The following is a 12,571-nucleotide window of genomic DNA, read 5'->3' as shown; positions in this document are numbered from 1 at the left end:
GACCCGACCCCATTTTCACGCCTGCGAGGCGTCACCCGAAGGGAAACAGGGGGCTCAGTTCGGTATCGTCATTGTCGAATCGGAGATCGATTCCCAGAAGCTTGCGAAACCTCTACTGAATCTCGGGAAAGCCGTTGGATCAGAAACAGGAGGCATTCGAATGAGCACATACCAGGTCGCGCAGGTGCCCGCCGCCAACAGCCCCTTTCAGCTTGTCCAGCGCGAGATGTCCAGGCCGGGTCCCGGCCATGTCCGCATCGCCGTGGAGGCCTGCGGGATCTGCCACAGCGACGCCTACTTCACCAGCGGCGGTCTGCCGGGACTCCGGTTCCCCGTGGTCCCCGGACACGAGATCGCGGGCCGCGTCGAGGAGCTCGGCGAGGGAACGGACACTGCCTGGCAGGTGGGCGACCGGGTTGCCGTGGGATGGTTCGGCGGTAGCTGTGGCCACTGCACGCCCTGTCGGCAGGGTGACTTCATCGTTTGCGTAAATCTCCAGGTCCCCGGATGGGCGTACGACGGGGGCTACGCCGAGACCGTAATCGCACCGGCAGACGCTCTGGCCCGGATCCCCGATGCACTGTCGGCCACCGACGCGGCACCTCTGGGCTGCGCGGGTGTCACCATGTTCAACGGGCTGCGCCGCAGCTCCGCGCGCCCCGGTGACCTGGTCGCCGTGCTCGGAATCGGCGGGCTCGGCCATCTGGGAGTTCAGTACGCGGTCGCTATGGGCTTCGAGACCGTGGCGATTGCCCGCGGGGCCGGCAAAGCCGACTTCGCCAAGCAGCTCGGCGCGCACCACTATGTGGACAGTACCGCGGATACCTCCGTTGCCGACGCCCTGCAGTCCCTCGGCGGCGCCAAGGTCGTCATTGCGACCGCCGCGAACTCCGCCGCCGTCGCCGCAACCGTGGACGGGCTCTCACCCCGCGGCGAACTCACCGTGATCGGCCTGGACACCGAACCGCTGCGGATCGACCCCACCGGACTGCTCATGGCCGGCAAGGTCGTCCGTGGACACCCCTCCGGCACGGCGCAGGACGTTCAAGACACGATGGCGTTCAGTGCCCTGCACAACATCCGCCCCATGACCGAGGTCATGCCGCTGGCCGAGGTCACCCAGGCGTTCGACAAGATGCTGTCCGGCGCGGCCCGCTTCCGAATGGTGCTCACCACCCGCTGACTCATCGAACAGTCCACGCCTGCTGCGGGGTTGCAGGCCCGGTCCTGCAGTTCGTGCAACCGCGTCGCGGGTGTACCGATATCTGCAAGCCTCCTGGAAATCGAGCGAAGAGTGCGCCGCTCACGATATCGCGACGATGCGCACCGGCCCCGGCCGCGTCCTCGGCGAATGCCCGATTTGACCTCGAGTGCGCTCGAGGTATCAGGATGGTCCGCGACCCCGGTACCGCGGACCCGCCCGATGCGGCCGCGGCACGCCCCCGCCGTCCCAGTACACCCGTCGGCGGGGGTTCCGGGGCCACCATCTCCCACGACCCCGGCCCCGGCCGCGGCCGATCATTAGGCTGAACGCTGTGCAGCCGAGCCTTCTCTCGCATGTCGCCGCGGCCAACGACCTGACGGGCCGCTGGTGTCGCCGGCTCGCCGCCTCCGGCGATTTCGTGCTGTCCGGCTGCGGCGTGTGGCCGCTGCTGGGCATCCTGGCTGACGCGGCGAACGAGCCCGCGCGCTCCGAGCTCGCCGCCGCGGCCGGGACCGACGCCGCGCACTCCCGTCCGGCCGCGCTGGCGCTGCTCGCCGAACTCGCCGGGGCGCAGTCGATCTCGGCCGCCCTCGGTGCGTGGGTCTCCGACGAGATCGACCTGCGCGAGGACTGGGTCCGCTCGCTACCCGAGGGCACCGTCGGGCGGCTGACGGGACAGGCCGCGCTGGATGCCTGGGCCGACCGGCACACCGGCGGCCTGATCGAGCGATTCCCGATCACCATCGACGAGGACACCCTGCTGGTGCTGGCAACGGCCATCGTCGCCAAGACCGCGTGGCACACGCCGTTCGACGACGACGTGCTCGAACCCGTGTCGGGCCCGTGGGCGGGACATCGCGGGCCGGGTTTGGCGCGATACTCGGAAGATCTCGCCGACGCCTCGGTGCTGCTCGCGCCGGATCCGGTGACCCGCGTTGCGGTGCGCGGCATCGGCGATCTCGATGTGCATCTGCTGCTCGGCGACGGCTCGCCCGCGCAGACGCTCGCGGCCGGCCTCGGCGCCCTGGACGGCTCGATCGAGGCGCGCCCCGCACTCGCGGTTCGCACTGCGGATTCCGACCCCGCAGCGGCCCCCGGAGTGTCGCTGCGGCACTCTCGGGCCATTTCCGACGACCTGCACATCCGGCTGCCGCCCTTCGAGATTCGCTCGTCGCACAGTCTGCTCGACGACCCGGACCTGTTCGGACTGCGGACCGCCACCGACCCGCGCAGCGGCCACTTCCCGGCGATGTCCGCCACTCCCCTGCGCGTCGACCAGGCCGCTCAGCATGCCCGGGCCCGATTCACCAGGGAGGGTTTCGAGGCCGCCGCGGTCACGGCGGTCGGCATGGTCCTCGCCGCCGCCGTGCGGCGCCCGCACGACACCGTGGAGCTCGCGGTCACCTTCGACCGCCCTTTCGGTTTTCTGGCCGTGCACCGGCCCACCGGTCTGGTCGTCGTCGCGGGCTGGGTCGCCGAGCCGGTCGCCTGAGTACATCGGCGTGCGGGCCGCCGGCCGCTTCGGGAGCCGGCCCCCGACATGCTGCTCACCCAGGCCGCGGACGGCATCGGCATCGAGCGGACGAGCACCGCGCCAGGCGATCAAGTTTGTCGCTGCGGCATCGGCCTGGCTGGGCGAGTGCCCGCGCGTCCACGTCGAGACCGCGATCGGGCAGTTCGGCGGGGTTGCGGCGTTGATCCGCGACCAGGCGTCCGCGCCGGCCGCACAGGTGCCGGGCGCACGGATCGCCGAGGTTTCGCCGCCAGCCGTGACGTGATGGTCGACGGGGCTCGATGCGAAGATGGCCGGGTGCCCGAGAAGCTCGACTCCGATGTCCGTACCCCACCGGAGACTGTCGCACGCGCACGCGCACGGGCGTGGCGAAGGCTGCGCGGGCTGAGCGTCCTCGACCGTGTCCGGTTGGCGCTGCTGCTGGCCGGATTGCTGTGTGTGGCCACGGGTTGGCTGCCGCGGGCTCAGGCAGCGGCGAACATGCGCCGCGTCGGGCCGCTGCTGTTGTTCCTGGGCAGCGTGATCGTGCTGGCACAGCTGGCCCGGCGGGCGCAGGTCTTCGATGTGATCGCCCACCGCCTCGCCATCATCGGGCGCGGCTACTATCCGGCCCTGTTCGGTCTGTGCGTGCTGTTCGCCTCCGCGACGACGATGCTGCTGAACCTGGATACCACCGCCGTGCTGCTGACCCCGGTGATGTTGGCGCTGGCCGGACCGGCCCGCATCACCCCGCTGCCGCTGGCCATGACCACCCTGTGGCTGGCCAACACCGCGAGCCTGCTGCTACCGGTCTCGAATCTCACCAACCTGCTGGCGGCCGATCGGGTGGCGCTCGATGCGACCGGCTTCGCGGCCAGAATGTGGCTGCCGCAGCTGCTGTCGATCGCCGCGACGATGGCGTGCCTGTGGGTGTTCTACTGGCGGCGCGGGCGGCGCGACGCGGACCGGTATCTGCCGCCCGAACCCGTCCGGCCCGCCGACCGGCGCGGGCGCATTCTGCTGTATGCGACGTCGGGGGCGTGCACCCTGTTCATCGTCGCGATCCCGTTCGTGGGCGACCGGATCGGCCTGGCCGCGCTCGCGGCGTCGGCCCTGGCGGTGCTCGCCTTCGCGGTCCTGGATCGGTCCGCCCTGCGGCCCTCGCTGATCCCCTGGCAACTGCTGGTCTTCGTGGTCGGGTTGTTCCTGGTGGTGCCGACGCTCAGCCGGTTCGGGCTCTCGGATCTGATGCGCGGGCTGATCGGGACGAATCCCGGTGCGGCAGGCGCATTCCGGGCCGCGGGCGCCGGGGCCGGGCTGTCCAATGTCGCGAACAATCTGCCCGCGTACACCGCGGGCGAGGCCGTCGTTCCGGCGGCCAACCACAACCAGCTGCTCGCGCTGCTGCTCGGGACCAACGTCGGATCCGTCGTGACGCCGTGGGCCTCGCTCGCGACCCTGTTGTGCCTGGAGTTCTGCCGCACCCACGGAGTGCGGGTACCGCCGCTTCGGTTCGTTCTCACCGGGCTGCTGCTGGCCGTGGTCGCCACAACAGCGGCAGTTGGCGGACTACTGCTGGTCACGTAACCGGAGCCGGGCCCACCCCACACCGGGCCCGCCCGGCACTCGGGCACACCTGGCACTCGGGCCCGAAGCGGCTTGTCCGGCGGCGCGATCGCATGGCATGCTCGACGGCAATTACGTATTGCATCACCAGGGGGTTCATTGTGAAGAAATTCGGTATTGCCGCGGCCGCGGTTTTCGCGTGCCTGATCGGCATCTCCGCGCCGATCGCCTCAGCGGACGCGTGGACCGACGGCCAGGTCCAGTGGGAGAACTGCAAGGACTCGGTCCATTCGGACGGTTACTGCCACCAGCTGCTCAACGGTCACGGTCCACATGCGCCCGCCCCGGCCCCGGCCCCGACCGGTTCCGCGGGCTGAGGACCACGGCGGTCACCCCCGGCTCGATCTTTTCGGCGACCGGCCCGGGCGGTGACCGTGGCACAGCCCGCGCGTCTATCCATCACGGCCGGTTGTCCAGTACTCCGATAACCAGTTCGCGCATGCCCGCACGCAGCCGTTCCCGGCCGCCTTCCTGCACGATCCGCCGGGATGCCTCGCTGCCGAGCGAGGCCATCAGGAGTGCGCCCACCGTGTGTTCGTCCAGATCGGGCCGCACCTCACGCAGCAGCGCCGAGATGTGCGCATCCCAAAAAGCGTGCATCTCGTTGCGTTCCGGGTGCGCCGGCATCGCCTCGTAGGCCAACACCAGTTCGACATTGTCCGCGATCAGCAGGGTCATCGCGTCGAAGTAGGCCAGCAACCGTTCCCGCGCGGGCGCACCGGGTCCCAGCGGCGGCGGGCCGTGCTGGACCGCCTCCCGCAGCGCGACCGCGCGCTCGCGCATCAACTCGTACAGCAGGCCCGCGCGGCTGCCGAACCGATGGAAGACCGTGCCCTTACCCACCCCCGCAGCGGCCGCGACGCGCTCCATCGTGATGCCCTCGGCGCCGTGCTCGTCCAGCAGCACCGCGGTCGCCGCGAGTATCGCGCGCCGGTTGCGCGCGGCATCGGCACGTTCCTTGCGGGGCTCGTCGACCATTCCACCTCTTCCCTCGTTGACAACTTGACCGGCGGTCCATATCGTCGATGCTATCAACTTGACCGTCAGTCCACTTATGGAGTTGTGATGCAGGCAATCGTAATGACAGCAGCCGGCGAGCCCGAGGTGCTCCAGCCCCGAGAGGCTCCCGAGCCGCACCCCGAACACGGGGAAGTCGTCGTGCGGACCACGGCGATTCCCGTCCTCTACGCCGAGACCCTGCTGCGCTCGGGGGCCTTCCCGATGCCCGCCGCACTGCCGGAGATCTTCGGTTTCCAGATGACGGGATCGGTCGCGGAGATCGGCGCCGGCGTGGACCCGCAGCTGCTGGGCGCGCGGGTGGTCGCGACGACCGCGGGCACCGGCGCATACGCGGAATCGGCCCGCGTCCCAGCCGAATTCGCCACTCCGATCCCCGACGGCGTTTCCGACGACGACGCCGCGGCCGTGCTGATGGGTGGTTCGGTCGCGCATGCCCTGCTCGACCGGGCCGCGCTGAGCGGCGGCGAGACCATCCTGGTGCAGGTCGCGACGTCCGGTGTGGGCGGCTATCTCACGCAGCTGGCCCGCACATTCGGGGCCGCGCGGGTCATCGCCACCGCGAGCGGCGACAAGGCCGACCGCGCGCGGGCGCTCGGCGCGGACGAGGTCGTCGACCATCGCGCCCCCGACTGGCCGCAGCGCCTGCGCGAAATCCTCGGGGACGCAACGGTGGACGTCGTCTTCGACGCCTTCGGCGGCGATACCGCGCGGGAACTGCTCGAGGTCATGACCCCGGCCACCGGCCGCATGCTCGGCTACGGCCAGCTGTCGGGAGCGCCCGCCGCGATCACGCCGACCGACCTGTACCCCCGCGGCCTGACCTACACCTCCTGCACCGGGCCCGCCTGGCTCGGCCGGGTCGCGGCCACCCGCGCGGACGTGCTGGATCACGCGGCCGCCGGACGCATCACCCCGCTGATCGACCGGGTGCTCCCCCTGGACGAGGCGGCGCGTGCGCACCGCCTCGTCCAGGAGCGGGCCACGACGGGAACCATCATCCTGCGGCCGAATCGAGCTGTCGGATAGCGCGATTGCCCGCATCGCGCGGACAGACACCGGCACAGCGGCCGGTGTCCGGTCGCGTGCGCGATCGACGTGGCACGGATTCGGCTCGGCGACAGCGCGATACCGGATCCGGCCCGTGACGCGACGAACCGCCCGGCCGAATCTCGAAGCGGCGCGGGCGGTTCGGGCTAGCTCAGGAACGCTCGGTGGGTCCGGTGGAGCGGGTCGCCGCCGCGGCGGCGCGAACCTGGGGCGCCACCTGGACGACCTGGCCGAGCACACCGTTGATGAAGCTCGGCGAGTCGTCGGTGGACAGCTCCTTGGCCAGCTCCACCGCCTCGTCCACCGCGACCACCGGCGGAACGTCGTTGGCGTGGAACAGCTCCCACACCGCCACGCGCAGGATCGCGCGGTCCACCGCGGGCAGCCGGGACAGCGTCCACTCCTGCAGGTACGACTCGATGGTGCCGTCGACCCGATCCAGATCGTCCGCGACGCCCTCGACCAGGGTCCGGGTGTACGGATTCACCGGCGCGACCGACTCGTCACCGGTGGACAGCTGCACCCGCTCGTCGATCAGATCGGCCGGGTCCACATCGCGCGCCTCGGCCTCGAACAGCAGGTCCACCGCCCGGCGGCGGGCCTTGTGCCGCGCACCGAGCTTCTTGTACTGGGACTTCTTGTCCCCCGACTGATCGGCCACATTTACCATTATCAGCCGGGTCAGGAGTTGACGCGGCTGATGTACGAGCCGTCGCGGGTATCGATGCGCAGCTTGTCACCCTGGTTGATGAACAGCGGCACCTGCACCTCGGCGCCGGTCTCGACGGTGGCGGGCTTGGTGCCGGCGCTCGACCGGTCGCCCTGCAGGCCCGGCTCGGTGTGGGTCACCACAACGTCGATCGCGACGGGAAGCTCCACGAACAGCGCCTCGCCCTCGTGCATCGCGATCTGCACCTGCATGTTCTCCAGCAGGAAGCCGGCCGACCTGCCCAGCACGCCCTCGCCCAGGTGGATCTGGTCGTAGGTCTCGCCGTCCATGAAGATGAAGTCCTGCCCGTCGTGGTACAGGTAGGTCATGTCGCGGCGGTCGACGGTGGCGGTCTCCACCTTGACTCCGGCGTTGAACGTCTTGTCGACGACCTTGCCCGACATCACGTTCTTCAGCTTGGTGCGCACGAAGGCGGGCCCCTTGCCCGGCTTGACGTGCTGGAACTCGACGATCTGCTGCAGCTGATTGTCGATCTTCAGCACGAGGCCGTTCTTGAAGTCGCTGGTGTCCGCCACTGTCCTCGGATCTCCTGTCCTGGTCCTTACCGCGACCGGCGTCACTCGACGACGATCAGGTCTTTGCTGGTGAGCGTGAGCAGCTCGGAACCCCCCTCGTGTACCACGAGCGTATCCTCGATCCGGACACCGCCGCGGCCTGGGAAGTACACACCCGGTTCGACGGTCACCGCCACGCCATCGAGCAGTGTACCCGTGCCCGTTTTGGCGAGTCCGGGCGCTTCGTGAATCCGCAGGCCCACGCCATGGCCGAGGCCGTGCACGAACAGCTCGCCGTGCCCCGCCGCCTCGATCACCCCGCGCGCGGCCGCGTCCACCCCGGCGCAGTCCGCCCCGGGCTTGAGCGCCTTGCGACCGGCCCGCTGCGACTCGCGGACCAGGGCGTACACCTCGCGCTGCCAATCGTCGGGCGCGCCGAGTGCCAGCGTGCGCGTCATGTCCGAGTGGTAGCCGTTGACGACCGCACCGAAGTCGAGCTTGACGAAATCCCCGGTCGCCAGGACCGCATCGGTCGGACGGTGATGCGGCACTGCGGAATTCACCCCGGTGGCGACGATGGTCTCGAAGGCCACGGCGTCCGCGCCGTGCTCGAACATCAGCCATTCCAGATCGCGCGCGACCTGTCGCTCGGTGCGGCCGGGCCGCAGCGCGCCCCGCTCGATCAGCGCGGCCAGTGCGGCGTCACCGGCCGCGCACGCCGCGCGCAACTGTTCGACCTCGTACGCGTCCTTCACCATGCGCAGCTGCTCGACCAGCCCCGGCGCCGCGACCAGTTCCAGGCCCGTGGCCTGCGCGACGAATCCGCGATGCTCGTCGACGGTGACGATGTGGCTCTCGTACCCCACCCGGCCGGTCTGCCACTCACCCGCCAGCTCCACAATCCGGCGCGCGCTCGCCCGCGCGATCTCCGCGCGCAGATCGGGCACCTGCTCGCCGACCTGGGTGATATACCGGCCGTCGGTGCAGATCACGGTGCGGTCCTCGGCCGTGTCCCAGGCATACACCAGCAGGGCCGCATTGGATCCGGTGAAGCCGGTCAGGTATCTGATGTTGATCAGATCCGTCACCAGCAGGGCATCGGCCCCGTTCTCCACGAGCAGGTCACGCAGCGCTGCCCGGCGGGCGGCATGGTCCGGAATCCGGGCGTGGGGATCAGCAGACATGTGTTCAACGCTACCGCTGCCGGGCCGTGGCATCGTCATGCCATATCCCCAACGCATCCCCAGGGCGCCGTCCGGCTCCACCACGGCAGGTCCGGATGAGCACCTGCAAGAATGCGTTCGACATCCTGATTCGTAATCGATGCCTATCCACATGCGCGGAGTTATCCACATTTCGCGATCGAGGGCCCCGCGGCACCCCTCCCGCAGGCACGATTGCGGCATGACGCTTCTCCCCGCCACGGCCGCCCTGGTGGTGTGGTGTGGGCTGCTGAGCGCCGTCGACCTGCGCGAGCGGCGCCTTCCGAATTCGTTGACCGTTACCGGCGCGGTGGGCGTACTCGCCTTCGCAATCGCGACCGGTCGTGCCGGCACCGCGATCACGGGCGCGCTGCTGCTTGCGCTCCCCTATCTGGCGTGTCATCTGATCTCGCCCGCCGCGATCGGCGCGGGAGACGTGAAGCTGGCGCTCGGCCTCGGCGGCGCTGCTGCCTGCGGTGGCGCCCAGGCATGGGTGTGGGCCGCGATCATCGCCCCGGTTCTGACGGCCGTCGCTGGTGCGGCATTACTCGTTCCTTGGCAACGCGTTACCCATCGGCTCGACATCCGAACGCACCGACGCCGCGGCCTGCAGCGGGACCATGTGAGTGGGTGCAAGGGACGCGCGATGGCAGCCGGACGCGATCGTGGGGCCGGGCTCGGCCCCCGGGCCTCGCCCCCGGATTCGGCTGTGCCGCACGGACCGTCCATGTGCCTGTCGACCGTAGCCGCGCTGCTGATGACTCGCTGACACCCGCATGCCGGTCGCGGGCACGCCGCCCCACGCCATAGTCCGGACACCCTGAGCGCCGACGGCCTCGTCCACATGCAACCCAGCCCTGCGGCATTCGGCGCCGAATCCAGCCTGGCCTCGGACAGTGCCGCAACTCGGCCGCGCCCGTCGTGCGTTGACGACAGCGCGCTCGCCGACGTCACTGGGAACGCCGTACACAGGGCACGGGCACGAATCCGCCCGCGGGTCCACGGCGACGGCCGTGTAGCTGCGATTTCGCCGCCCAGCTGCGGATCCAGGTGGCCGACACAGGCGGCTGATCCTGCGCGTGGGCGGGCCAGATGTCCGGGTGGCCGCGCTGACGTGGAAAGATGTGAAGCGTGCTGCGCTGGATAACTGCCGGAGAATCCCACGGTCCCGCCCTGGTCACGATCCTGGAGGGGATGGTCGCCGGGGTCGAGGTGACCTCTGCCGATATCGCCGAGCAGCTGGGCCGCCGCCGCCTGGGCTACGGGCGCGGCGCGCGGATGAAGTTCGAGGCGGACAAGGTCACCGTGATCGGCGGTGTCCGGCACGGTCGCACCCAGGTCGGCCCGATCGCCATCGAGATCGCCAATTCCGAGTGGCCCAAGTGGACCGAGGTCATGTCCGCGGACCCGGTCGACGAGGCCGAACTGGCCGATATGGCCCGCAATGCGCCGCTGACCCGCCCCCGGCCGGGCCACGCCGATTACTCCGGGATGCTCAAGTACGGCTTCGACGACGCGCGCCCGGTCCTCGAGCGCGCCAGCGCCCGCGAGACCGCGGCGCGGGTGGCCGCCGGCGCGGTCGCCAAGGCGTTCCTGCGCCAGGCCCTGGGCGTGGAGGTCATCTCCCACGTGGTCTCCATCGGCACCGCGGCGGCCCCCGCCGGTGTCGTGCCCACGGCCGCGGATCTGCCTACGATCGATGAGAGCCCGGTGCGCGCGTTCGACAAGCAAGCCGAGGCGGCGATGATCGCCGAGATCGAGGCCGCCAAGAAGGACGGCGACACCCTCGGCGGTGTCGTGGAGGTCGTGGTGGAGGGCCTGCCCGTCGGGCTGGGCTCGTTCTCCAGCGGCGACAGCCGCCTGGACTCTCGCCTGGCCGCCGCGCTCATGGGCATCCAGGCCATGAAGGGCGTCGAGGTCGGCGACGGCTTCGAGACCGCCCGACGCCGCGGCAGCGCCGCCCACGACGAGATGCGTCCCGGCCCCGACGGCGTGCTGCGGTCCACCAACCGCGCCGGCGGCCTCGAGGGCGGCATGACCAACGGCGAGCCGCTGCGGGTGCGTGCGGCGATGAAACCGATCTCCACGGTGCCCCGCGCGCTGTCCACGGTCGACATGACCACCGGCGAGCAGGCCGTGGCCATCCATCAGCGCTCGGACGTGTGCGCGGTCCCGGCGGCGGGCGTCGTCGCCGAGGCCATGGTCGCGCTTGTCGTGGCGCAGGCCGTGCTCGAGAAGTTCGGCGGCGACTCGCTGCCCGAAACCGTCGGCAACCTCACCAGCTACCTGAAACGGCTCAGTGCGCGTCCGCACATGCCGTCTGCCCCGGATCCCACCACCTCGGTCAGCTCATGACCCCCGAGCCCGGCCCGCACCCGGCGAGCGTGGTGCTGGTCGGCCCGCCGGGAGCCGGAAAATCCACGATCGGCCGCAAACTCGCGCGCGAACTCGGCGCCGAGCTGGTCGACACGGACGCCGTGATCGAGGCCGAGACCGGTCGCACCATCCCGGAGATCTTCACCACCGACGGCGAACCCGAGTTCCGGCGCATCGAGGAGGACGTCGTGCGCCGGGCGGTCCTGGCCGAGCGCGGCATCGTCTCGCTCGGCGGCGGCGCGATCCTGTCGGCAGGGACCCGCGAGCTGTTGCGCGACCGTACCGTCGTGTATCTGGAAATCAGTGTCGCGGAGGGACTTCGGCGCACCGGCGCGACGACGCATCGGCCGCTGCTGGCGGGCGCCGACCCCGCGGCGAAATACCGTGAACTCATGCGCACTCGCCGTCCGCTCTACCGAGAGGTCGCCTCGGTGCGGGTACGCACCGAGGGGCGCAGTCCCGGCCGGGTCGTTCGCAACATCCTCGCGCGGCTGGGCATGGAACCGGCGGAGCCGAAACCCGTTGTGACACAGGCACGACCGGCCGAGGGCTCGGGCGCCGCGAATCGGCGGTCGCGGCGACGCCGCCGCGGCGGGCGCTCCGGGGCGAACAAGGCTGCCGCTATTGCCGCGCCGGCCACGCGCGGCCAGGACGCCGAGAACTCCGGGAGCAAGGTCACCGATACCAACACCGATTCTGGTGCGGCACCGCAAGACTCGCCCGCGGGCGAGTCCGGTGCACCCCGTCGGTCTCGCCGCTCACGCCGCGGGGGCCGCCATCGCTCGAAAGGCTCAACCGCCGCGGCATCACAGCAGCAGTCGTCCGCGACCGGTCCGGGAACCGAACCATCCACCGCGGACACGCAGTCCGGCCGGAGCCCAGCACAAGGATCGGGCGCCAGGGCGACGCGACGCGATAGCGGTTCCCAGAGCCCACCTCCCGCAGGCACACCGGCCCCCACCGCGAAAACTGGCGAGTCCGCAACCGGTGCGGCACAGCAGCGTTCGGCACGCTCGCGCGGCCACCGGGCCGCGAGGCGCCCCGCCGGTCCGCCCGCCCCGAGCTCGGATCCCGCGGCAGCCCTACCGGGTCCGGCGGGACGCACCACTGCCGCCGCATCGGACCCGACACGACGGACCACTGCGGCCGTGCCGGATCCGGCAGGACGGACCGCTGCCGCCGCATCAGATCCGGCGGCACGGACGACGGCGGCCACATCGGATCCGGCGCGACGAACTGCGGCGAGTGCCTCGGAACCGGCCCAATCAGACGCTGATTCCCCCGCCGCACAACAGAATTCCGGCGCATCGGCACGGTCCGGCCGCTCCCGGCGGCCCCGCGCGCGGCGCGCACGCATCATACGAGCACAACGAGAATCGG

Annotated in this window: 11 protein-coding genes and 1 pseudogene; 8 read left to right on the top strand and 4 right to left on the bottom strand. The window is 70.7% G+C overall.

The annotated features are described in order from the left end of the window. The first annotated feature begins 160 nt into the window (after positions 1-160). From KO481_RS26855 to KO481_RS26840, 4 genes are all read left to right on the top strand, one after another. On the top strand, positions 161-1,183 hold the full coding sequence (locus KO481_RS26855; RefSeq protein WP_215920954.1) for an alcohol dehydrogenase catalytic domain-containing protein: 1,023 nt from the start codon (positions 161-163) through the stop codon (positions 1,181-1,183). Positions 1,184-1,535: 352 nt separating this feature from the next. Next, entirely contained in the window at positions 1,536-2,696 is a 1,161-nt protein-coding gene (locus KO481_RS26850; RefSeq protein ID WP_215920952.1) for a serpin family protein, read from the top strand. A 318-nt stretch (positions 2,697-3,014) separates the two neighbouring features. Further along, entirely contained in the window at positions 3,015-4,283 is a 1,269-nt protein-coding gene (locus KO481_RS26845) for an SLC13 family permease (RefSeq protein ID WP_308166797.1), read from the top strand. 140 nt (positions 4,284-4,423) lie between these two features. Further along, positions 4,424-4,639: a hypothetical protein gene (locus KO481_RS26840; RefSeq protein WP_215920948.1), complete on the top strand. Its 216-nt coding sequence runs from the start codon at positions 4,424-4,426 to the stop codon at positions 4,637-4,639. An 82-nt stretch (positions 4,640-4,721) separates the two neighbouring features. On the opposite strand, the gene KO481_RS26835 is transcribed toward KO481_RS26840, so the two are convergent. Beyond that, the gene (locus KO481_RS26835) at positions 4,722-5,300 is read right to left on the bottom strand and encodes a TetR/AcrR family transcriptional regulator (RefSeq protein ID WP_215920946.1); all 579 of its coding nucleotides are present in this window, start codon (positions 5,298-5,300) and stop codon (positions 4,722-4,724) included. 87 nt (positions 5,301-5,387) lie between these two features. Here KO481_RS26835 and KO481_RS26830 point away from each other — a divergent pair, with 87 nt between their 5' ends. Then, positions 5,388-6,368, top strand: a complete 981-nt coding sequence (locus KO481_RS26830) for a quinone oxidoreductase family protein (RefSeq protein ID WP_215920944.1) — start codon at positions 5,388-5,390, stop codon at positions 6,366-6,368. Positions 6,369-6,540: 172 nt separating this feature from the next. Here KO481_RS26830 and nusB read toward each other — a convergent pair whose 3' ends face one another. The 3 genes from nusB to KO481_RS26815 are packed head-to-tail and all read right to left on the bottom strand — an operon-like array spanning position 6,541 to position 8,797. Beyond that, positions 6,541-7,050 carry a transcription antitermination factor NusB gene (gene nusB, locus KO481_RS26825; RefSeq protein ID WP_215920942.1) on the bottom strand — a complete coding sequence of 170 codons (510 nt, stop codon included), beginning with the start codon at positions 7,048-7,050 and terminating at the stop codon, positions 6,541-6,543. 20 nt (positions 7,051-7,070) lie between these two features. After that, positions 7,071-7,634, bottom strand: coding sequence for an elongation factor P (gene efp, locus KO481_RS26820; protein ID WP_215920940.1), 564 nt, complete (start codon positions 7,632-7,634; stop codon positions 7,071-7,073). A gap of 41 nt (positions 7,635-7,675) precedes the next feature. Continuing rightward, positions 7,676-8,797, bottom strand: a complete 1,122-nt coding sequence (locus KO481_RS26815; protein ID WP_215920938.1) for a M24 family metallopeptidase — start codon at positions 8,795-8,797, stop codon at positions 7,676-7,678. 220 nt (positions 8,798-9,017) lie between these two features. On the opposite strand from KO481_RS26815, the gene KO481_RS26810 reads away from it, so the two are divergent. From KO481_RS26810 to KO481_RS43350, 3 genes and pseudogenes are all read left to right on the top strand, one after another. Next, positions 9,018-9,584 (top strand): A24 family peptidase, encoded by a 567-nt coding sequence (locus KO481_RS26810; protein ID WP_215920936.1) that lies wholly within the window; start codon positions 9,018-9,020, stop codon positions 9,582-9,584. A gap of 362 nt (positions 9,585-9,946) precedes the next feature. Beyond that, the gene (gene aroC / locus KO481_RS26805; RefSeq protein ID WP_215920934.1) at positions 9,947-11,170 is read left to right on the top strand and encodes a chorismate synthase; all 1,224 of its coding nucleotides are present in this window, start codon (positions 9,947-9,949) and stop codon (positions 11,168-11,170) included. Then, a pseudogene (locus KO481_RS43350) lies at positions 11,167-11,685 on the top strand (shikimate kinase); the annotation flags it as partial. The gene aroC and the pseudogene KO481_RS43350, both read left to right, overlap by 4 nt. Positions 11,686-12,571: the final 886 nt, after the last annotated feature.

Origin of the sequence: Nocardia albiluteola, assembly GCF_018860155.1 — a bacterium.
In the GTDB taxonomy this organism is placed as follows: Bacteria; Actinomycetota; Actinomycetes; order Mycobacteriales; family Mycobacteriaceae; genus Nocardia; species Nocardia albiluteola.
This window is presented reverse-complemented; position numbering and strand designations above follow the sequence as displayed.

Bases quoted from the DNA above. Each gene is read 5' to 3' on its own strand.
- KO481_RS26855 (WP_215920954.1), top strand. From the start codon at position 161: ATGAGCACATACCAGGTCGCGCAGGTGCCCGCCGCCAACAGCCCCTTT.
- KO481_RS26835 (WP_215920946.1), bottom strand. From the start codon at position 5,300: ATGGTCGACGAGCCCCGCAAGGAACGTGCCGATGCCGCGCGCAACCGG.
- KO481_RS26830 (WP_215920944.1), top strand. From the start codon at position 5,388: ATGCAGGCAATCGTAATGACAGCAGCCGGCGAGCCCGAGGTGCTCCAG.
- KO481_RS26815 (WP_215920938.1), bottom strand. From the start codon at position 8,797: ATGTCTGCTGATCCCCACGCCCGGATTCCGGACCATGCCGCCCGCCGG.
- KO481_RS26810 (WP_215920936.1), top strand. From the start codon at position 9,018: ATGACGCTTCTCCCCGCCACGGCCGCCCTGGTGGTGTGGTGTGGGCTG.